The organism is Phytoactinopolyspora mesophila (assembly GCF_010122465.1).
In the GTDB taxonomy this organism is placed as follows: Bacteria; Actinomycetota; Actinomycetes; order Jiangellales; family Jiangellaceae; genus Phytoactinopolyspora; species Phytoactinopolyspora mesophila.
In genome coordinates, this window is sequence record NZ_WLZY01000019.1 from 1 (window position 1) to 21,931 (window position 21,931).

The following is a 21,931-nucleotide window of genomic DNA, read 5'->3' on the forward strand; positions in this document are numbered from 1 at the left end:
ACCGACTGCGCGAGATATATGACTTCTGCCCATCAGTCGATGTACTTTCCACAGCCAACCCAGATCTTTCGTGAGACGGACATTGATCTTCTTCGGCATAGTACACATCCCAGGGCCTCGGCAAGGTCGGGATGTCAGCTGGTCAGGAGTAGATTCACAGGCTTGAGCGGATACCAGGCGTGATGTCGGAGTGCTTGGGCGATGTTGGTGGCGCCGGCGAGGCGGTGCAGGCTGATCGCGAGGTTGCGTAGCGAGGCCATGGTCTGCGGGCCGTTGCTGGCACGGATCTGAGAGCGATCTTCGTCGTAGGCCATATCGCGGACCCAGTGCAGACGATTCTCTATGTACGCAGGTATGAAGCGAACTCGGCCGGCGTGACGTCGGTGACGTCGAGAGAAGTGACGGCGTAGACGATCTCGGTGCTGTACCTCTTCTCGTTCTTCTTGCGTCGCTTGCGCACGATCTGGATGGCCAGGCGAGCGTGCGGGAACACGATCCCGGCAGCAATGGTGACGATCTTGATGCTGCGCTTCTCCACCCGTCCATGCGCCTTGGTGGTGTCGGTGTGCGCGACCGGGACGTCCTTCCAGGGCAGCTCGGCCAGCTGGGCGTACAGCTCCGGCTGGTTCCGGATGACGGTGAGCAGGTAGTGCGCGCCGCCTCGTTCGAGCACCATGTAGTCGGCATGAGACCGCTGCGCGTGGAGGGCATCGGCCGTGAGGACGGCGCTCTCGAGGTCATCGATGGTGTCCAGCAGCTGCGAGAAACATTGAGATCTCGTTGGTCGTCGTCGCCACGTGACGCTGCGCCAGTACGACGCCGTGACCAGTATCGATCGCCGCGAGCAGATGCACACGGCGCTCACCGTCGGCGCCGACACGAGCACCGCGCAGGCTCTTGCCGTCCACCGCGACCGACACACGATCGCGGCGACGGGGTGGCGCACACCGCGTCGTTTGCGTGGGTCCGGCACCGCGGCCAGCACATCCACCAAACCACCCAGAGCGCGGCAGCGATCGACAGCGCTCACCAGGTGGTCAACTGCAGGATGGATCGGCGATGACGTGAACGCAGGCATGGCTCCTCGTCGATGATCATTAGGCGCAAGGAACCTTCATGATCACCACAGGAGTCACGCCTGCCCCAGCATTCTCACCCGCGTGTCGCCCACATCACCGCAGATCAGCCCCGAGCACCCGCGACCTTGCCGAGGCCCTGGTACACATCCTTCCAGCTCAGAAAGACGCGTCACGAAGCCTGGACCAGTTCACGCCGGGAAGACGCCGCCCCTAGAAGAATCCCAGGATCGCCGTCTCTGGCTCGGGGGGCTTCCTGTGGCCAGTAGCGCCGCAGGTGATCAGGTCGGGATGATGGGCAGATGGCGGCCCACGAGTGTTGGCCGGTGCAGGTCGATTGCCCCGGCGATGCGGCCCAGTTCGCCTGTCGCCGCGGATTCTTCGCCGCCTATCACGGCGGGCACCCCTGCGTCGCCGGATCGGCGGAGGATGACGTCGAGCGGGACCCGGCCCAGTAGTGGTGTGGCGAGTTGTTCGGCCAAGCGGGCGCCGCCACCAGTGCCGAAGACGGCCGATTCCGCGCTGCTCTCGGCCGCGGACATGTTCTCCACGACGCCGGCGATACGCATGCGAGCGTCGGCTGCCATGCGGCCGGCTCGGTAGGCGACCCGCTGCGCCGCCAGCTGTGGTGTCGTGACGACGACGAGCTGCGCGTGCGGCACCAGGCCCAGAAGCGTCAGCGCGACGTCACCAGTGCCGGGCGGCAAGTCGACGAACAGGACGTCGAGTTCACCCCAGTACACGTCGTCGAAGAACTGCTGCAGGGCTTTGTCCAGCATGGGTCCGCGCCAGACGATGGGTTCGTCGTCGACGAAGAACCCGGTGGACATGAGGCGAACGCCGTGTGCTTCGATCGGCAGCATCATGCCGTTCATGGCCACGGGTGGGCGGTCGACACCGAACAGCTGCGGGATGGAGTGGCCCCAGACGTCGGCGTCGAGGATGCCGACGCGCTGCCCGTCGGCGGCGAGGGACGCCGCGAGGTTGGCGGTGATGGTTGATTTGCCGACGCCTCCTTTACCGCTGGCCACGGCCACCACGCTAGCGCGGGAGCCGTATCCGCGGGGCCCGTCGCCGGTGTGGCTGCGCAGTTGCCCGGCTAGGCGCATGCGTTGGTGTGGCGGCATGACGTCGAAGTCGACCTCTACGGTGCTCACGCCTGGCACCGACCGCACTGCGGTCGCTACGGCGGCGCCCAGGTCTGTTTTGAGTGGGCATGCTGCCGTGGTGAGCCGGACCTGGATGCGGGTGTGTCCAGTCCGGCTGACGCGGACGTCGCCGAGCATGCCGAGCTCGGCGAGTGGCTGGTGGATCTCCGGGTCTTCCACCTGCCCCGCAGCGGATTGCACGGCGGCACGCACCGCGTCGACGTCGATGACTGTCCGCCGGCGGAGCATCAGCGACCGTCCTTGAAGGCTTTGCGTTTCGGCTTGACCGGGCGCATCAGGAACTCCGGGCGCCGCCACCCGGCAGGGTTGGGTCCCGGTCGGGTTGTGGCTAGCCATTCGTGGAAGACGTCGTGCGCCAGCGTGGTGTCGACTTCGATGTCGCCGTAACGGTCATCTGGTTGAGCGGGCTCGATACGGACTTTCTGGTGCCAGCAGTGCATTCCGGAGATGGGGTCGGGTTGGACCGGGAAGGTGAGGTTCTGGTGGACGCCGGGGTCATCCCACGAGATGCGAGAGCTGTCTGGGTCGTCGCTGGTGAACGGGCCGACGGGGGTGGTGTATCGCAGCCGCCAGATGCCGTCGTTACGGTTGAGATCCACCGCACCGCTGACCCAACGGCTACCGTCCTGGCCTTCCAGCCGCCACCGGCCCATATGGTGGGACAGCGCCGTCACGCCGGGGCGGATGCCCTGGGTGGCCCAGACCCGCACCACGAAGAACCCGATGCGGGTACGCACGCGGACGAGATCGCCCGTGGACACCTCAAGGCGATCCGCGTCGGTCACGTTCATCCACAACGGGTGGGTGTTGCTGATCTCGTTGAGGTATTTGGCGTTGCCGGAGCGGGTGTGGATCAGCGTGGGAAGCCGAAACGTCGGCGTGAGGACGAGTTCGCGGTTGTCCAGGTCGATCTGGCGCCGGGAGACGTGGGATTCGATGTAGCCGGGAGTGGCGTGTTCCGGCCAGCCGAATTCGACCATAGTCGGTGAGAACAGCTCCAGCTTCCGGGACGGGGTGAGCCAGCCGGCAACCGTCGAACCGTCGTCGAGTCGCACGCCCACCGCGCCGGCCTCACCGATCAGCGGCGGAGTGGATTCCTCGGTGGTGGGTTTTCGTAGCACGCCGTGCTCGTCCGGTTCGGCGCCGTCTAGCTCAGCGTTAGTCAGCGGGCGTTCGTCTTGCCGGTACACGTCCGCGGCCACTTCATATGCGCCGAGTTTGCGCATGTATTCCAGCGGCGTCACCCCCAGCTTCTCCGCCTGCTCCGGTAGTCCGGGCACCCGGTTCTCGAACACCCACCGGTAGTACTCGTCCACGGTGATCTTCTCGCCTGGACGGTACGGCGATTCGAAGTATCTGCGGATCCCCAGCGTCCCGTCCGGATCGATCCGCCAGGACAGCTCGAACCAGAACTCGTTCTCCTCCCACACCTGTCCGGGGTTGGTGTCGCGAGTGTCGCCGTAGTCGATACCGAGCTTGTCCATCGCCACCCGGCGCACCGGCTGGCGGAACCCCAGCCACTTGCCAGCATGTGTCTCGTAGGAGTGGGTGTCGTGCCGCTCGGACGCGTGCCCCATCGGTAGCACATAGTCGGCGAAGGTGGCCGTCTCCGACCAGGTGGGCGTGAGCGCCACGTGCAGCCCCACCTTGTCTTCGTCGGTCAGCGCCTCGATCCAGCTGAACCCACCGGGGTTGGTCCATACCGGGTTGTAGACCCGGCTGAAATACACCGAGACCAGGCCCCGACCCTCGGCCAACAAATGTGGCAGCAGGATGGACATCTCATTGGTGCACAACGGATACTCCGGCGGCCACAGCAGCTCGTTCCAGACGTCGTGCCCGTCGGGCATGTCCGGGCCGTGCGGGACGAACTTGTCCCAGCCGTTCGGGCTGGTTCCACCCTTGGTGCCGACGCTGCCGGTCAGCACATTGAGGAAGAACAGGCAGCGCGCCACCTGCCATCCGCCGAGGTTGCCCGCCGCGGCTGACCTCCAAATGTGCGCGGCCAGTCGACTTCCGGCGCCGGCCACCAGTCGGGCCAGCTCCTCGATCCGCGGGGCCGGGACCTGAGCCTCCTCGGCGGCGAACTCAAACGTATACGGCGCATAATCCTCGGTGATCCGGTCCAGGAACGTCTCGAAGTCCCTAGGCGCATCCGGATGCAACCGCTGCAGGTACACGTCCCAGTTCACCCAGCGCCGCACATAGGCCTCGTCGATCTGGCGGGTACGCAGCAGGTATGCCGCCACCGCCAGCAGGATCGCCGCCTCGCTACCGGGCCACGGGGCGATCCACAGATCGGCGTGTGATGCCGTGTTGGACATCCGCGGATCCAGGACCACCAGCTTGGCGCCGTCCAGCTTGCCCTCCATGATCCGCTGCGCGTGCGGGTTGAAGTAGTGACCGGTCTCCAGATGGCTGGACAACAACAAGATGACCCGGGCGTTGGCATGATCCGGCGACGGGCGATCGTAGCCGCCCCACAGCGTGTATCCGGTGCGCGCACCAGACGAGCACACATTGGTATGGCTGTTGTGCCCGTCCACCCCCCAAGCCAGCAGGAACCGCTCGGCGAATCCGTCCTCGCCCGGTCGTCCTACGTGGTAGATCACCTCGTCCCGGCGATCTTCGATGATGGCGGCCCGGATCCGGGCCGCGATGTCGTCGACCGCTTCGTCCCAGCTACACCGCCGCCACTCACCCCCACCTCGGGTGCCCACCCGTTTGAGCGGGTACAGAATCCGCTCCGGATCGTTCAGCTGATTGATCGTGGCTGGGCCCTTGGCACAGTTGCGCCCACGAGACCCGGGATGAGCCGGGTTGCCCTCCAGCTTCTTGACCGACAGATCCTCCTTGTCGACATAGGCCAGCAACCCACATGCCGACTCACAGTTGAAGCACGTGGTGGGGATCAGCATGTACTCGCGAGGCACCTTGCGCGGGTGGGCCTTGGCGTCGAACTCGACGTGGTGGTCCCACTGTTCCACGGGTGGAAAATTGCGCAGGTGCTCATGGGCCCGTGCCCCGGGTATCGGCACGCTGGACTCGTCGATCGCCATATGAGGTCCTCTCCCCGCTATGACAGCGGAACCTCTTGCGCGGCCCGCACGAAGACGGTCTCGTACGCCAGCAGCGCCACCTGGACCAGCACACCAGCGACGACCACCGCCACCGCTGCGCTACCACTCACGCCGCCCCAACCCGCCACGGCCAGCACGGCAGCGATGCCTGCCAATGCGTTGCCGCCCCAGAACATCCCCGCGTAGCGTCCGCGGATAAGTACGTGAGCGGCCACGCTGGCGTTCCGGGTGGCATGTTTCGTACCGTATTCCAATGCCAGCATCAGCAGATGGACGACGGCCGCGATGAGCAGCACCCGGGCCAGCAACCGCTGCCCCTCATCGCTCACGTCGACCGCCTGGGCGATCACGGCCAACGCACCCGAGCCCACCATGAACGCTTGCACGACCAGATGCCAGAACAACAGCGGCGACTGCCACAGGTCTCGCCCTTCGGCCTGGCCGAACAGGAACGCGGTGTATCCGGCGGCCAGAACACCCGCAGGTATCGCCAGCCAACGCACCAGGGCAAGGGCACCGTCCGCGCCGCCCACCCCAGCCAACAGCCATAACAGCGCGACGCCGCCGAAACCGACCAGGACGAACGCACCTAGCGTCACCCATGAACGCCACTGCGGGCGCAGGAACATGTACAGAAATCGCGCCGGTCGCTTCAAGTCCCACACCAGCAGTAACCCGGTCACCGCCGTCATCGCCAGCGCGAGCACCGGTGCGACGACGTCGGTGAGAACACCCAAGTCAATGCGAAGGAACAGCGCCAACGCAACCACCAGCAGTGCCCCCGCCCCCACCGACTTGGTCCACAGGTAGGTGCTCACCCGCCAGCCCCACGGCCGAGGATGCGCGGTGTTCAGCGTGGTGGTCGCCTGTGTGACGGTGCTCTCGGCGACATCCCCGGCGGTCGCCAAGCGCTGGTCATCCGGCTTCGCCCACAGGTACGTGTCACGAACAGGCGCCTCCAGCGGATCCAGGACCGCGCGGTCGGCGCCGAGATAGAACACGTTCGGACCGGTATTCTGTTCCGCGGCACGCACCGTTACCGGATTCTCCCTGATCAGCCGACCGATCCCACTTGACGGGTCGTCGACGTCACCCACCCAGATCGAGTGCGTTGGGCAGACCACCACGCATGCCGGTTCCAGCCCCTCATCCACCCGGTGCGCACAGAAGTTGCACTTGGCGGCTGTGTTCGTGTCCGCGTCGATGTAGATCGCGTCGTACGGGCAAGCCTGCAGGCAGCTCTTGCAGCCGATGCAGTTGTCGGCATCAAAGTCGACGATCCCGTCATCCCGCTTGAACAGCGCTGTCGTAGGGCAAATCGACACGCATGGCGCATCGGTGCAGTGGTTGCACCGCAGCACACCGAACTCGCGCGTGGTCGACGGGTACTCCCCCTTGTCTACGTACTTCACCCAGGTCCGGAACTGCCCCACAGGCACCTCATGCTCCGTCTTACACGCCACCGTGCAGGCATGACATCCGATACACGTGCGTTGATCGATTGCGAAGCCGTATCTCATCGGACTTAGCTTCGAGTTCCGAAATTCAGCATTTGAGACTCCTCCACGAAACCACGCGCGCGGTGAACTGAAGTGCTGCAGGAACGACTCCACCGACTCCTTCTCAATCACCCATCCCCGCCAGTGAGGACATTACATTGAAATCACACTTTTACTATTGCTCCGGCCTGTCTCGAGTTCCGACATGGTAAAGAGAAGGCACGATCAACGGCAGGCGGGGTCGAAACCATGCCACGCTCTCGCTTGCGCCTGACGAAATACGTCCTCTATCCGGATCTTAGAACTGTCAAAGACGATCGAAGCCCTGGCGCAACGTACCGCCTGGATTTCGCGTCCAAGGATCCGACCGGAGTAGACATGAGTCATATGACAAATGCGGAACTTCAAGACATCGCCGAAAGCGCGCGCACGCAACTTGAATCGGCCGACGCCACGGAAATCGTTAAGTGGGCACATGAAACTTTCGGCACGCGACTCGTAATCACCGCCTCGATGGCCGACGGAGTGTTATGTCATCTGGTGTCACAGATCGCTCCGGGACTGCGGGTGGTGTTCCTCGACACTGGCTATCATTTTGCCGAGACCATTGGGACTCGAGACGCAATTGCGGCGGAGTATCGAATTGTCGTCGACTCCGTACATCATCCGCTCTCCGTTGCGGATCATGAGGCTAGCCATGGAAGTCTGTACGAAACGAATCCCGATCTCTGCTGTTTCATGCGGAAAGTGCTGCCACTTGATCTGGCGTTGCGGCCGTATCAAGCTTGGGCCAGCGGAGTACGCCGTTCAGAATCTGCCACCCGGGCACAAACACCGGTAATAGATTGGGACTCGCGACGCCATATGGTGAAGATCAATCCTCTCGCCTATTGGACCGATGATCAAGTGAACTCGTACATAAAGGAACACGGAATAATCGAAAACCCACTGCGCCAACTGGGCTACACTTCGATCGGCTGCGCGCCGTGCACCCAGCCGATACAAGAAGGGGCAGATATCCGATCCGGCCGCTGGGCCGGCCACTCCAAGACTGAGTGCGGACTGCATGAGCACTAAGGCCTCACATTGTCCGTCACCACCGAAATCGCCCGCACTGTCACAATTGGACCGAGGAAGTAGTCACGCAACAAAGGTCAGCTTATAGGCCGGCGCTGACGGCGTTGGACCGAAAGTCCAGCATCCGCTAGCTGCAGATCTCAAATTCGCTTCCGGCCCTCACGCCAGAGTACTCGGCCTCGATAGAGTGCCCGGCTTGGCCGTGGCTCGAGATTGCCGTGAAGCGCAACCGATTCGTCGAAGCTCACCGGCGCGCCGAGAGAATCGGCCGCTGCTGGAACCCAAGGCCAGCGCCCTCGCGGGGATACAAACATTATGTCACCGCACATCCCAGGCCCAGCGTTCGTGAGCGGTTCCTACCGCCGGCTGTTCCAGATCGACAAGTGTTTCCGGATAGCCAGGTCCGATCTCGCTGCCAGACCCATCTACCACGATGCTAAGGAGCCGATCGAGGCGCACCTTGACCATCGTGTTCGTCACACTCGCCGTCTCTGGCTGGATCGAGGGCACCACCGGTACGTCGATTGAAAAGCACGGCACAACCACTCGCCACCACGGTACGAGACCGGCGCCGCTGCTGCGCACAATTTGACTCAGCTCGGGCTACAAACTACACCACGGACTGTCCGGAAACGCGAGGCAGTTCAGACCCCTCGACAGCTACCGAATCAGACTCACACCGGCAGGCAACGGTGAGCGTACGAATAAGGATCACTCACTATACGTGAGAACCTGCTGGGCGCGCGAACGATCTGGGCTAGTCGCCCGGCCGTTCGCGCCAGTCGATCACTACCCCGTTGAGCCCGTCCCGTTGCGACGCGAACAATTGACTGTAAATGGCGGCTGACTTCTGCCAGGGTACAAAATCACTTATCAGAGGGTGTAGATTAAGAGCGCCACTCATCAGCAGGCGCAGTACGCCGGCCTGACACCGTCGATCACCGACTCCCCCAGGAACAAGGACGCGGATACCCTTCTCGGCAAGGGGAGTGAGACGAAGTTCCAAACGGAGCTCGTGGGTGGCGCCCACTTGCGCAAACGTGCCGCCCTTGCCCAGGCATTCCACCGCGTCATCGACCAACGACGCCCCACCAGTTCCAGTAGCCTCAGCTACCACGTCCACGCCCAACGCGTGCCTGTCAGCAATCTGTGCAGACACAGGCCCCTCGTTGGCATCGACTGCCCAATCGACACAGTGAGCTGCAGAAAGTTCGAGCCGTTTAGGGACGACGTCGGTCCCGATGACGTACGCTCCACGTAACCGCGCGAGCTGCGCCATCGCCTGACCTATTAGACCTTGACCCAATATAAGAATGACGTCACCGGTCTTCAGGCAGGCCATATTTAAGGCATTGGCACCAACAGCTGGCTGAGCAAATAGGGCAGCTGTCGGGAGCCGGTCATTCGGCTCGATTCGATGCAATCCCGAGATATCTGAGACGAAGTAGCGTTGATGAGTTCCGCTGGTGACGCACGCAACTGTATCACCAACTTGAAAGTCTGCACTCGCTGCCTGCTCCCCGACTGCCATTACCCGGCCAACAGCCTGATAACCCGGCACGTATGGCATTGGGCCGAAGATCTGAGTAGGTCTGCCGGTTGCAGCTCTCAATTCGGTGCCGACGCTCACGCCAGAGTACTCGGTTTTGATGAGAGCCTGACTTGGTCCCGGTTCTCGCACCGTGCGCTGACCCAGGGTGACCTTCTCCACATCTTCCACAATCAGCGCAGGCGCACTGTCCGGAATATCCGACTCCCTTGTCCGTTTGGTTCTACTTGCGTTCGGAATGCTCATCCGCCCTACTCCTCCATTCTCGACAGGTTCAATATGAGGAATGAATCACGGCGCACCGACCGCAGGGCCGAATTACACTTCTTCGATAGTCAGACTGTATATCCAACACGGCCTTAGCTAATCTAGCCTGTAATCCACATAACCGTCTCCCCTCGCAAATGCGCCGCCAGCCACTTGTCTATAAACGCACGCTTTCCGATATGCAGGACGTCGATCGCAACTCCAAATCTATTCTCAGCCACCCCGAATAGCCGAATACGCACGCATCGAATCTCGAGCAGCACAGCCGAAGGATCTACTTGACGAGCCCTCACAGGACGTCGTCAACAAGGGACCTCCGGAATCTAGCCCGATTCTGGCTCACCGTCAATCCTTTCTCATAACTTGTGGAGGATTGGCCTTAAGACTTGGATCCTGGGAAGCAATGTCTTCAAATAGGCGTACGGGGGTGATGAACTGTTCATAGGGCATCAGGGGTTTACCTGTCGAGATAGTGTCCAGGAATTTCTCCAGGCCACGTGCCAAAGCAAGATAACGATTCCTACTACCGTGAGACGGCACGCCGAGATCGCGGGCTACCACGCCACCGCGGCCTATCATCATCGTTTGCCAGCTTTCGTGGTCGCACCTGACTAATGAAATCACAAGTTGGGTCACCGGATCTGATTCTGTCTCGCACGTGATGGTTACGCTATGATCAACGCGAGCGACCCGAACGTTTGCCAGATCCGGGTTACCGAGAATCTCCAGCGCCCCTTCGACCGTGTGACATCCATAAAAGCTAAGACCACCGTACGGAGAGTCTGGGTCAGCTGGCCCAGTTAGGAACACGACACGCGGTGGCCCGATTCTTTGTAATGCGGAATGCGACTCAACTACACCTGGAATGAATCGCATAGCCGCCCAACAGGCAAGAATGGCGTTTCCTCGCCGCGCGGCTTCAATAATTTCCTTCACATCGGCGACGGTAGTGGCGCAAGGCTTGTTTACATAAACATGCTTTCCGGCTGACAAGAACGGTACAGCGTTCTGGCGATGAAGCCCTCCGTGGAGATCGGTGACTATCGCGGCGTCGACATCATCGACCAGTTCCTCGGGATCATCGACAACTTTCTCGATCTTTCCTGCGGCGGCGAGGTCAAGATTTCGCTTCGTTCGCCCTCCAGTTAACGCAACTACACGGAATCCGTTGTAGGACTTATCAATATTCAGATACTGAATGAACTTTTCAGCGTGTGGGCTGTCGGTGCCAGCGATTGCTATTCGTTGCACGAGTCCTCCCTTGAGTTGTGATATTCCGTCGGCGGTTTTTCAGTGTCCAACTGAATCTGCGCGGATCCTATCTCGTCCCATAGCCCAATGGATGGGAAATTCTTGCGCGACACGCCTCTTCCGTAAAGGAGGCGATTCTCGCTAGCCGGCGACCCTCGGGTCCCACCGCGTCGCTTGAGCCCCTTTGGCGTACGGAGCAACGGCCTAATGGAATTGTGACGTAGGGTTGATACGCGCCGACCCGTCACTATCACGAGCTGCTGGAGGGGGGCCGCAGTTAGAGTTGCGGTCGCCGCTGATGTCGCGCCTCGTTGATTCGTTCACAGTAAGCCGGCAAGGTCTTGTGGATCTCGTCTTCGGTGCACCTAGACCTGGGTCTTCTCGTCCAGGCTGAGCACGACCGCCGCGCCCGGCGGATCGAGGCACAGGCCGACGTCAGCGCCAGAATCCGACCCTGACCTCAGCCGGGCCCTGCTCCCTCGGTGCCGCATGCGAACGCTCGGCCAGCCCAGGAACCCCGTGGCTGCGTACCGGGAAAGCCACAGGTCCACCCGTCGACCGCGAAACCCCAGCCAACACCGCGACCTCCTTCTTCTGCCGACCCTCGGCCCGCCACAACACAATCCGCGCCCGGTTCGCCACATTCGCCGGCACGTCCCGGCTCTCGGCAGGGCCCGCAGGTCCGCTTCCTCACCTGCCGTCAACTGCATCATCCCAGTCAACAACATGATCACGAAATCTACGTAAAGACACCGGAACCACAGGACACTAGGTCGCGAACTCCGTGCGCTGTGCCCGTCGCATCCCGCAACCGCCGAAACTGCTTGATGCACCTGGATTAGCCCGCCCACCGACGAACAACGGATGCCGCCAGGTCGCCAAACCATCTGGTTCTATTGTAACGACGCCCGACTCTGCTGACAGGTTCCGCACCGACCCAAGCCCAAGCCCAAGCCCAAGCCCACGAAAGATATACACACGAGCCACTGCGATTGATAAGAATCAACTGCGAGTCTCTTCCTCCTTCATCTCTCAAAATGAAACTGAATACGTCATGGTTAGGCTAGGTTGCGAGTTGAGCTTTAGAAATATTCTCAAAGAGCTTCACTGGTGCAACAAGCTGTCCGTACGGCGTTTGCTGGGCATTCATGTTGACGGCGTCGAGAAACTTGGCCAGGCCGCGGGTGACGGGGAAGTAGTGGTCCGAAGGATCGCCAACTTCCGATGCCACTATTCCGCCCGAGCCGATCATCATGGCGCCCCACATCTCTTCAGCGCCTTCGTCTATCTTCACTAAGGACATGATCAACCGAATGGGAGGCTTGGTTTCGGTGCGGCCTATGACAGTGATGTCGTGATTAGCCTGCTCGACATGTACATCATTGCTGAACTCTGGATTTCCAAGCACTTCCATCGCGAACTCGACTGTGTGGCAGCCGTAGAATATGTGACCACCATAAGGGAGTTCGGGATTCGTTGGGCCGCCTACACTGAGAACCTGAAGCTCACCAAGGCGGCTCGCGGAATCACGCAGTTTGTCGACGAGTGGACTGAACCGCATGCCTGACGATGAGCCGACAACAACGTCCGCTTGCCGTGCGGCTTCGATGATCGCTTCCGCGTCGGCAACTGTGACTGCGAGGGGCTTTTCGATGTAGACATGCTTTCCCGCCGTCAACAACGGTACCGCGCTCTGCCGATGCAAGCCGCCATGCATGTGGCCGACAACTGCGACATCGACCCGATCAATAAGAGCACTGACGTCATCGACTATCTCCTCAACCCCACCCAGTTCCGCCAATTCGATGTTCCTTTGAGTTTGCCCTCCAGCAATTGCCACGAAGCGGAATCCCTCGTAGGCTTTATCGACGTTGAGATAACGAACATAGTAGTCGGCGTGCGGGCAATCGGTGCCAACAAGTCCTAGACGTAACAAGGCTCCTCCTCTTGATTCCATCTGTTAATGCGTCATAGCAATATCGTGAAAAATTCGCGAGATCTCCAGTTGCCCGCTTGGCTCTAGGTCGTTGGATAGCATTATTCTACGGGCGCCCTCCTCCGCCTAGGGCGTCGATTCACGCTGGCGTATTCTCCACCTGAAGTCGTCGAGATAGAATGTTTGGACGTCGCCCGCGTGGCTGGTTCAGCCTATGCGAGTGGTCGCCAGTAGAGTTTGCCGTTCCTTGTGGCGATGACGATCCGGCCATTGACGGCTCCGATGGTTTGTGCGCCGGTAGGCGCTTTGTCGAGCGTGGTCCATGGGGCTCGGCCTTTTGCTTCGGCGGGACGGTAGATGATGTGACCTTCGTCGGTGAGGGCGATGAGGGTGTTCCACCAGGCCTCGAGGGAGATGATGCCGTCTGCGTCATCGACGCGCTGCCATTCGGTGTCTATCAGTGCTGGGGTGCGTGCCCAGAGCGCGCCGTCGGCGACGGCGAACAGTTCGGAGAACTTGCTAGCTATGTCGACAACGGATAGGTGAGCTTTGGCGAAGGGATGCCATGCCCTGTTCTCTGTAACGGCATGCCGCCAGGACATGCCGTCCTGTTGGTCAACAGCCAGGAGTCGCCCGCTGGTTGACTCTGTGGCCGCTAGCGCCGTCATGCGCGTGGCATCGCCGATGTCGCGCCAGGCGATGTTTTGCGGGGTGGCGTCGCGGCAGTAGAGGCGACCATCTCGACCAATGGCGAAGAGGCGGTGTTCGAACGTAGCAATCGAGGAGATGAGCGGTGCGTCGCCGATCAGTTCCCAGGTATTCGGTGAGATGCGCTGGCTGAGGCGGGTGATGACATTTCGGGTAGTATGTGGCACTGCACTCTTCGTGTCTGACGCTGGCACGCACTTGCTTGCACCATCGTCCTGGGTCGCGGAGGAGGAACACAGGCCGTTTGCCCAGTCGGTGGTGGCAGCGGTGAAGACGGTTCCGTTGCGGCGGAAGATGCCCATAGTGGCGTATCCGCCCATTCCGTGGCCGCGCCAGGAAGTGAGATCGGCGTGGGCGAGGATGGCGAAGTCTTCGGGGGTGCCGTCGTGGCCGGTGGCTCTGGGGATGCCGTCGTCGGTGAGGGTGTACTCGGCGGCGTCGGTTTCATAGCCAACGATGTCCTGTCCCCGGCCGAATGTGCCGTCGTCCTCGAAGGCGACGCCATCAAACACCCAATGCTCCGGGAAACACACTTCGTACGCGGCATCCTCCCGGCGAGCGCCGGGTCCGGTCTTGCCGAGGAACGAGTCCCCCATCGAATGCACCGCGCCATTTCGGGTACTGACGCCGGTCATAAAGTTGGGTGGTCGGTCGAGAGGTGCCGACCACCACTCGGTGGTGACACGGTCGTTCTCGACTCCGGTGAGGGGATCAAGGAGTGGGCTTCGGTAGCAGATGATCTGCCGGTCATCATCGGCGAAACGGATTTGCCAATTGCACACGTTACCGCTAAAGAACGCAACGTTACCGCCCCGAACGACGAACTCCTCGACGTTATCTCGCATTTGCTTCGACCAATACTCGTCATGCCCGACCGACAACAACAGTTGGTACCGGGACAGCAACTCAGGCTCACGATGCAGGTCCACACTGGTACAGCAGTCCACGGTGAAGCCCTCGGATTCGGCCCAGGCCAGGAAGCGTCCCTCCCACCGCTCGAAGAACTGCACCCACAGCGGGTTCGGGCGCTGGCAAGACACGACATGCGCCCGTTCGACCAGGTCATCGTTGTGTTCAGATACCTGACCGGTAGCACTGGGCGGGTCGGGAAACCCGTCATACAAACTCTTGCCAAGCATGCCCGTCGCAATCGGAGACCAACCGTTATACGCCTCATACGTGGACACCGCCACACTTAATAACATCCGGCTGCTCGGCGCAGATGCCTTTACCACAAAGAACAACCGAGTGCTCACCCCATCACCAGCGACCAAGTCTGCGGTGTAGACGCCACTCGGCCAATCATCCGGGACTGTCAGACTGGTCAGGGTGGGCCAGCCACAGCCACGCTCGTGCGCCTTAAGCGGCGTGGCGTGCTCACCACACCACGCCGTCTCACGGTGCACCACCTCGGCCGAAGGCACTCGTCTGATCTCGATGCCGACTTCGCCCTCGCCCTGCAAGCTGGCATGTAAACCAACCGTCTCGCCCGGGTACACCGACCGCTCCGAACAGTAACCCTCAATCGTCACCACAGACACCACTCCTCATCAGACTCGACCAGCGGCTGCATACCGGGTCGCGGGCTCAATGCGGCACTGCTGGACTAGCGCGCTCCAAAACATGAGGCGGCTTGCCCGGATAAGACCTACCCTCAGCGCCGTCAAGATCAAATCGCGGCGTCGACGTGCCGCGCGGTACTCGCGGGCAGCCAGAAGCCGACACATCATGCTCGACCTGGTGTTCGGATCAGCCCAAGTAAAGTCTCTCGCAGCTCAAAATGAAATGCTTAATTCACTCTAGCACAGCGTGAAGTCTCTACGGCTTCAATAGATGGTTGAGAATGCGTGGTCTTGGTGCGCTCAAGCCAGCCGTACGAATCACTATGAAGGACCGATTCCGCCGCGTTCAATGCGGTCGTCCGATCTTCGGCGCACCACAAAGGGCGCTGAGATGACCTTGGCTAGCACCGATGGCGAAGGTCAGATTCCGATCCCGATCGACTTGCGGAAGACGTCCACGCCGCCGACGAGCTCGCCATCATCAAGCTGGATCCCCAGAGGCTTTGCGAGCGAGCTCTGTGTCCCTGTCTCATATACGGTTTCCACCTCGTGGCCGCGCTGCGCCAATCCATCCAACGTGTCGCTTCGAACGCGGTCATCGATCACTACTGTCCGAACCGTGGGCCCGATCGGCGCAGACGGATCGGCGCCTTCGCAGTGCAGCCGGGGAGCGCCTATCGCTTCCTGTACGTCCATGCCGAAGTCGACGATGTTAATGATGCATTGGAACATAGCCGTTACAACCCGCCGCGCGCCTGGCGCGCCGAGCGCCACGATGGGCTCGCCATCCTTGAACAGCATTACTGGAGTTGCATGTCCAAGCTGCTTCTTCGACGGGCCGACAGAGTTTGGCGTGCCTGGTTCGGGGTTCATCCACATGGTGACGTCGTACAAGTTGACGCCCGTGCCAGGCGTAACAACACACGACCCGAAAGCCAGACCTAACGTCTGGGTAAAGGTGACAAGGTTGCCCTGGCTGTCTGCTGCGGCGATGTGGGTGGTGTCGCGTCCGCCCGGGTCTCCGGCCACGCTCGTCGGTGCAGGAGTGAGACGGGAGAACGGCCAGGGATTGCCTGGCCGGGTATGTTTGGCGACCTGGTCATCGGCAAACCCCTCCAGCAGGGTCGCCGCATACGCCTTATCGATGAGCGCATCAGCAGGAACAGTGGTTCCTTCCGGGTCACCTACATACACGAAGCGGTCTGTCCACGCCTGCCGCATGATCTCGGCGATGAGATGCAGGCACTGAACCGACCACCGATCGCGCGAGCGAAGGTCGATCTGCTCAGCAAGGTTGAGCATCTCGATCAAGGTGAGTCCACCTGTCATGCCCGATGACGTCACCAACTCGTAGTCTCTATAGGTTGAGCGCAGCCCGCTGGTGACCTCTGGCCGATACTGAGCGAGGTCGCTCGCCGAGAGGACACCTCCCCCAGCTTGAACGTAGTCACATATGGAGTTCCCTATGTCTCCGCGGTAGAACGCGTCCGTGCCGTCCACCGCGACCTGTTCGATCGTGGTGGCCAGATCCGGCTGCGTCACTGGACGTCCACTCCCCTGGTAGATGCCGTCGGGGAACGGGATGCCATTGGTAAGAAAGATGCGGTTGATTTCGTCGTAACCCTGCAGATGCTCGAGGTGCGTCGCAAAGCTCGCAAGGTCTTCCTCGTCCACAGCAAACCCTGTCCGAGCCAACGCAACCGCCGGCTGTAATAGCTCCTGCCATGGCATAGTCGCATGACGTGCGTGTAGCTCGGCTAGTCCAGAGACGTACGTTGGCACACCTACGGAGAGGAAGCCTCGCTCGTTTCTGGTCCCTTCGACCCCCTTCCAACCGAACATCGAGGACGATGTGTCGTACAGGTAGGGCACGAACACGTCTTCAGATAATCCCGCAGGGGTCCGCCCGTAGAAGTTGATCTCAGTGGTCTCGCCCGTCGTTCCCGAGTGTGCGAGCAGCACGCCAACCCCACCGACGCTGTTCATCGCCGTCTCACGCACCGCGGTCACGAAGCTCATCGCCACGGCCGCGTCGAACGCATTACCACCTGCTCGCAGGATGGACGCTCCAGTCTCTGCGCCCTCAATGTTGTGGGCCACGACCATCCCGCGTTCACTGCGTGCCGGGCTCTTCGCCACAAGACGTGCCGTACGACTCATTCCGTATCTCCTTCGACGGGATTGAGAGTCATCGGGCCTGACTTAGCCGCCGGGAAGTAGTCCTGAACCTGCGGGGCGTCGCGCTTGTACACCATGAACGTGCGTTCCCACGTGACGCACTCGTCGCCGTCCTGGTTCAAGCCCCTGGTCCGGCAAGTCACAATGCCGGCATATGGTCTCGATTTCGATTCACGCTTGGCCAGCACAAGCGACTCCGCATATACAGTGTCGCCGACAAACAATGGGTGGGGCAGGTGGATGTGCTCCCATGAGAGATTGACGATGGCGTTTTGGCTAGTATCGCCGACACTCAAACCGAGCACCAGCGCGACAGTCAGGCCGGAATTGACGATAATCTTGCCGTAAGGCGCGCGGGCCGCGACCTCGGCATTGAAGTGGTTCTGGTTCGTGTTCATAGTCAGCAGGGTGAACCACGCATTGTCTGCCTCGTTGATGGTGCGGCCTAACGGATGCTGGTAATGGTCTCCCACCTCAAAGTCCTCGTAGTAGCGCCCCTTCCAGCCTGCCTTTGCCCTGCCAGAGCTTCGACTCCCGGATTCCGCTGCCATGGCACCTCCAAGCCTAGGCTCGGTCACCCAAAACACTCGGAGTTTTCTGGTACATTAACGCCGTGGATGGAGCACCGTCAATGGATAATCATCCAACCGATCGTGGAAGACAGGGACAATCATGTGCCTGCTCACCCGGGAGAATGACCGGATTTGAGCCCATCGAGGGATGACATCATGCCGCCCGAAGAGGCTAAGGCCGGTAGCGGCACTCCCCCACTCCCGGCGTACGCAAAGCTGGCGGCCGAAATTCGTGATCAGATCGTCTCCGGAGCACTCAAACCTGGTGATCAGCTACCTACCGAGCCTGAGCTTTCCTCCCGCTACAACGTCAGCCGGAACACGGCACGTGAGGCCATGCGAGTCCTCGCCAGCCAGGGCATGTTGCGAGTCAAACGCGGTGTGAGCGGAGGACTCTTTGTCACCCACCCAGCACCGGATGAGATCAGCACATCCCTGCAGGCCAACATCGATCTCTTAACGGCCGGCGCCCAGCTCCCGGTGTCCGCGCTCGTCGAGGTGCGCGAAATGCTTGAGATACCGGCCGCCGAACTGGCCGCGCTCCGGCGGACTGACGAGGAGGTGGCTGTGATTCGCGCAACCCTCTTCAGACCTGACACCGTCGACACGTCCCTCATCTTCACCTACAACCGCGATTTCCATGCCGGACTGCTCGCCGCCCATAACCCTCTGCTCACCCTTGTCGCGCAACCAGTCTTCAACATCCTCGAAGACCGCATTCTCCGTGACCGCGCGTCCGGTCGGTTCTGGCAACAGGTCGATCACGACCACCGAGAGATCCTGAGCTATGTCGAGGCTCGTGACCAGGCGGGCGCCCGGGAGGCAACCCGTGCCCATCTATGGAACCTCAAGAGCAACTACCCACGCCTTGACCGCGATAACATTGACGCTTAAACCTCGGAGTTTTACGCTTCAAACATGAAGCCACTCCAGGATGTTCGGATAATCAGCATCGAGCAGTACGGTGCTGGCCCCTATGGCAGCCTGCACCTCGCAGATCTTGGCGCAGAAATCATCAAGATCGAAGACCCGAACAGCGGTGGCGACGTCGCCCGCTACATTCCCCCGTACGCCGAAGGAGAGGATTCCCTGTTTTTCGAAACCTTCAACCGCAATAAACGCTCGCTGTCCCTCGACATCCGCTCAGATGCCGGCCGCAAAGTATTCGAAGATCTCGTCCGTGTCAGTGACGCCGTGTACTCCAACCTTCGCGGCGATGTCCCCGCGGCACTCAAGCTCACCTATGCCGACCTCGACCACCTAAACCCGCGTATCGTGTGCTGTTCACTCTCTGGATATGGCCAGACCGGACCCCGCGCCGCCGACCCAGGATACGACTACCTCCTGCAGGGACTCGTTGGCTGGATGGACATCACTGGCGAGCCCGCCGGCCCGCCGACCAAGACCGGACTGTCCGTCGTAGATTTCTCCGGCGGCCTTGCCGGCGCAATCGCCGTCCTGGCCGGAATCCACGCCGCAAGGCGCGACGGAGTTGGCATGGACTGCGACCTCAGTCTTTTCGAAGTCGCGCTGTCTATGCTCAGCTATCTCGCCACATGGCATCTCAACACCGGCCATCAACCAGCTCGAACCCGCCACTCGGCACATCCCTCACTGGTTCCCTTCCAGAACTTCCAGACGAAGGACGCATGGATCGTCGTCGCCTGCGCTAAGGAGAAGTTCTGGCGCCTACTCACAAAAGCGATCGGTCGCACCGACCTTGCCAACGACGAGCGTTTTGCGACGTTCGCCGATCGCGCTCGCCGCGCACACGAGCTCACGCCAATCCTCGAAGCTGCCTTCCGAACAAGATCCAGCGCCGATTGGCTTGCCCGGCTTCACGATGCCGGTGTCCCCTGCGCACCCGTCAATACCGTCGCCGACGCCCTGAACGACGAACAGACCATCGCCCGCGGCGCCATCGTCAACGTGGACCACCCACGATGGGGAGCTGTTCAACAGCTCGCCTCGCCCGTGCACGTCGGACCACCAGACCCCAGGCATCGCCGCGCACCGCGACGCAACGAAGACTTCGAGTACATCGTCCGCGACCTTCTAGGCTACAAAGATGCCACTATTACCGGCCTCACCACCGCTGGCGCCTTCGGGCAATAAGTAGCCGGCGCGGACGCACACAAACTGCACCGTCGATTCAAGGCTCTTACGGTAAGACTAGCTTAGGCTTGTAGATTTCTAGCCAATGGTACAGATCCAGGACCGAGTTAATACCCGCCTTGACACCGCTCGGTATATCGCCATCCGCACTCGTCGCCTTAGATAGCCAGCTATGGTCGACCAGGTCGAAAACTAGGGCGCCTGGTTCGGCAACGATGTCGCGCGCCTGTTGTTGCAGAATCTTCACGTATGCCGAATCCTGCGTGAGCGGATATCCGCTCTTTACACGGTTGGAAATCGATTCAGGCACTACGTGCTTTGTGGCATGCCTGAGCAGACTCTTCTCCCTCCCATCAAATCTCTTAAGCCTCCAAGGAGTATTGTACACATACTCGACGAGTCTATGATCGCAAAATGGAACTCGCACTTCTAAACTCGTGGCCATCGACATCCGATCTTTACGGTCAAGCAGTGTGCGGACAAATCGCGTCAGATGCAGATAGCACGCCGTGCGCATGTTCTGTTCCAGTTCATCGGCGTCATCGAGGTGGTCCACACTCGTCGCGGCGCTAGAATATTGGTCAGCTATATAGGTGGGTATATCAAGAGAATTCCGCAGGTCCGGATGTAACCACGCCAACGGATCGGTCATTCTCGATTTGGACATGGCCATCCACGGAAAGGTCTTCGAATTCTGAACCAAGTCCTCGCTGAACCAGGGGTAGCCACCAAATACCTCATCCGCCGACTCTCCAGATAGCGCCACGGTCGAGGTTGTACGTATGGATTTGAACAGCAAGTACAGCGAAGTGTCCAGGTCACCCCAGCCATTAGGCGCATCTCGGGCCTGAATTGTTGCGCGCCGAACCTCGAGGTCGGCCACCATGGACGAATCAAGCATTACATTCCGATGGCGTGAACCAACATGGTTCACCATATCTCGGACGTACGGTGCGTCAGGTGATAGACGGACCGATGTAGGTCTGAAGTTCGCTTCATAACCGTCGAAGTCGACCGAGAACGTCCGTAGTTCCTCACCTTGCTCGGCCAGGTGCAGCGCAGCAAGACCGGTGATCGCGCTCGAGTCAAGTCCACCGGACAGGAGGACACACCGAGGCACGTCCGCCACAAGTTGACGATGGACAACGTCTGCCATGAGCTCACGTATACGGTTGACTGTAGCCAATCGGTCATCATGATGCTCTAACGCCTTGAGTCGCCAGTACGTATGTGTTCGCGTACCGGCGGGGGTGACGGTGACGGTCGTTCCCGGCTCGACTTCGGCCACGTTCTTCCACGGCGAACAACCTGGAGCCTTCGTCGAGGCCAACATCTCACGCAGACCGTCAGCGTCGACCGCTTTTGACGCGAGCGGATTGGCGAAAATGGCCTTCGGCTCAGATCCGAACAACAAGCCGTCACCTGTCGTATAGTAATACAGCGGTTTAATCCCCATCCTATCGCGAACCAAAACCAGCTTTGCGTCACGCTCGTCCCAGATCGCAAATGCGAACATGCCATTCAGATACTCAGCGACAGACTCGCCCCATTCGATGTATCCGTTCAATGCGACTTCGGTGTCGCACTGAGTCTTGAAGACATGTCCGCGGCCGATCAGGTCTTCGCGCAGCTCAGTAAAGTTATATATTTCACCCGAATAGCTTATAGCAACCGCACCACCCGAGGTTTCGGCGATCATAGGCTGACGGCCACCTATAGGATCTATCACTGCCAACCGGCGATGACCGAGCGCAACGTGCTCACGTATCCACACACCATAGCCATCTGGGCCGCGACTGACCATAGTGTGAGTCATTCGCTCAACAATATTTCGGAACCCTCGGAGGTCAGCGCCATAAGAAACCCATCCAGTGATGCCGCACACGCTTTCA

The 21,931-nt window shown here is 60.6% G+C and carries 15 protein-coding genes; 3 read left to right on the forward strand and 12 right to left on the reverse strand.

The window, feature by feature from the left end; translation table 11 throughout:
* Positions 1-134: 134 nt before the first annotated feature.
* The 5 genes from F7O44_RS29830 to F7O44_RS28940 all read right to left on the reverse strand — a co-directional run bounded on the left by F7O44_RS29830 (position 135) and on the right by F7O44_RS28940 (position 6,845).
* Positions 135-314, reverse strand: coding sequence for a hypothetical protein (locus tag F7O44_RS29830; RefSeq protein WP_222851808.1), 180 nt, complete (start codon positions 312-314; stop codon positions 135-137).
* 26 nt (positions 315-340) lie between these two features.
* Positions 341-1,078 (reverse strand): hypothetical protein, encoded by a 738-nt coding sequence (locus F7O44_RS28925; RefSeq protein ID WP_222851809.1) that lies wholly within the window; start codon positions 1,076-1,078, stop codon positions 341-343.
* A 279-nt stretch (positions 1,079-1,357) separates the two neighbouring features.
* Positions 1,358-2,473 (reverse strand): Mrp/NBP35 family ATP-binding protein, encoded by a 1,116-nt coding sequence (locus F7O44_RS28930; protein WP_162453813.1) that lies wholly within the window; start codon positions 2,471-2,473, stop codon positions 1,358-1,360.
* Complete coding sequence (locus tag F7O44_RS28935; RefSeq protein WP_162453814.1) at positions 2,473-5,304, reverse strand: molybdopterin-dependent oxidoreductase; 2,832 nt, start codon at positions 5,302-5,304, stop codon at positions 2,473-2,475. Before F7O44_RS28935 ends, F7O44_RS28930 begins: the two co-directional genes overlap by 1 nt.
* A gap of 17 nt (positions 5,305-5,321) precedes the next feature.
* Positions 5,322-6,845: a 4Fe-4S dicluster domain-containing protein gene (locus F7O44_RS28940; RefSeq protein ID WP_162453815.1), complete on the reverse strand. Its 1,524-nt coding sequence runs from the start codon at positions 6,843-6,845 to the stop codon at positions 5,322-5,324.
* 357 nt (positions 6,846-7,202) lie between these two features.
* Between F7O44_RS28940 and F7O44_RS28945 the strand changes: the two genes are divergently transcribed.
* Positions 7,203-7,901 carry a phosphoadenylyl-sulfate reductase gene (locus F7O44_RS28945; RefSeq protein WP_162453816.1) on the forward strand — a complete coding sequence of 233 codons (699 nt, stop codon included), beginning with the start codon at positions 7,203-7,205 and terminating at the stop codon, positions 7,899-7,901.
* 757 nt (positions 7,902-8,658) lie between these two features.
* Here F7O44_RS28945 and F7O44_RS28950 read toward each other — a convergent pair.
* From F7O44_RS28950 to F7O44_RS28975, 6 genes are all read right to left on the reverse strand, one after another.
* Positions 8,659-9,696 (reverse strand): zinc-dependent alcohol dehydrogenase, encoded by a 1,038-nt coding sequence (locus F7O44_RS28950; protein ID WP_162453817.1) that lies wholly within the window; start codon positions 9,694-9,696, stop codon positions 8,659-8,661.
* Positions 9,697-10,062: 366 nt separating this feature from the next.
* Positions 10,063-10,968, reverse strand: coding sequence for a Gfo/Idh/MocA family oxidoreductase (locus tag F7O44_RS28955; protein ID WP_162453818.1), 906 nt, complete (start codon positions 10,966-10,968; stop codon positions 10,063-10,065).
* A gap of 1,063 nt (positions 10,969-12,031) precedes the next feature.
* Positions 12,032-12,904 (reverse strand): Gfo/Idh/MocA family protein, encoded by an 873-nt coding sequence (locus F7O44_RS28960; protein WP_162453819.1) that lies wholly within the window; start codon positions 12,902-12,904, stop codon positions 12,032-12,034.
* Positions 12,905-13,116: 212 nt separating this feature from the next.
* Positions 13,117-15,156, reverse strand: a complete 2,040-nt coding sequence (locus F7O44_RS28965; RefSeq protein WP_343073940.1) for a N,N-dimethylformamidase beta subunit family domain-containing protein — start codon at positions 15,154-15,156, stop codon at positions 13,117-13,119.
* A 438-nt stretch (positions 15,157-15,594) separates the two neighbouring features.
* Positions 15,595-17,334 (reverse strand): gamma-glutamyltransferase family protein, encoded by a 1,740-nt coding sequence (locus F7O44_RS28970; protein WP_162453821.1) that lies wholly within the window; start codon positions 17,332-17,334, stop codon positions 15,595-15,597.
* Positions 17,331-17,903: a MaoC family dehydratase gene (locus F7O44_RS28975; RefSeq protein WP_162453822.1), complete on the reverse strand. Its 573-nt coding sequence runs from the start codon at positions 17,901-17,903 to the stop codon at positions 17,331-17,333. The genes F7O44_RS28970 and F7O44_RS28975 overlap by 4 nt, the downstream gene beginning before the upstream one ends.
* A gap of 177 nt (positions 17,904-18,080) precedes the next feature.
* Between F7O44_RS28975 and F7O44_RS28980 the strand changes: the two genes are divergently transcribed.
* Together F7O44_RS28980 and F7O44_RS28985 are read left to right on the forward strand one after the other, a co-directional pair.
* Positions 18,081-18,818 carry a FadR/GntR family transcriptional regulator gene (locus F7O44_RS28980; protein WP_162453823.1) on the forward strand — a complete coding sequence of 246 codons (738 nt, stop codon included), beginning with the start codon at positions 18,081-18,083 and terminating at the stop codon, positions 18,816-18,818.
* Positions 18,819-18,842: 24 nt separating this feature from the next.
* The gene (locus F7O44_RS28985) at positions 18,843-20,039 is read left to right on the forward strand and encodes a CaiB/BaiF CoA transferase family protein (protein ID WP_162453824.1); all 1,197 of its coding nucleotides are present in this window, start codon (positions 18,843-18,845) and stop codon (positions 20,037-20,039) included.
* Between the two features lie 46 nt (positions 20,040-20,085).
* On the opposite strand, the gene asnB is transcribed toward F7O44_RS28985, so the two are convergent.
* Positions 20,086-21,924, reverse strand: a complete 1,839-nt coding sequence (gene asnB / locus F7O44_RS28990) for an asparagine synthase (glutamine-hydrolyzing) (protein ID WP_162453825.1) — start codon at positions 21,922-21,924, stop codon at positions 20,086-20,088.
* Between the last annotated feature and the right edge of the window lie 7 nt (positions 21,925-21,931).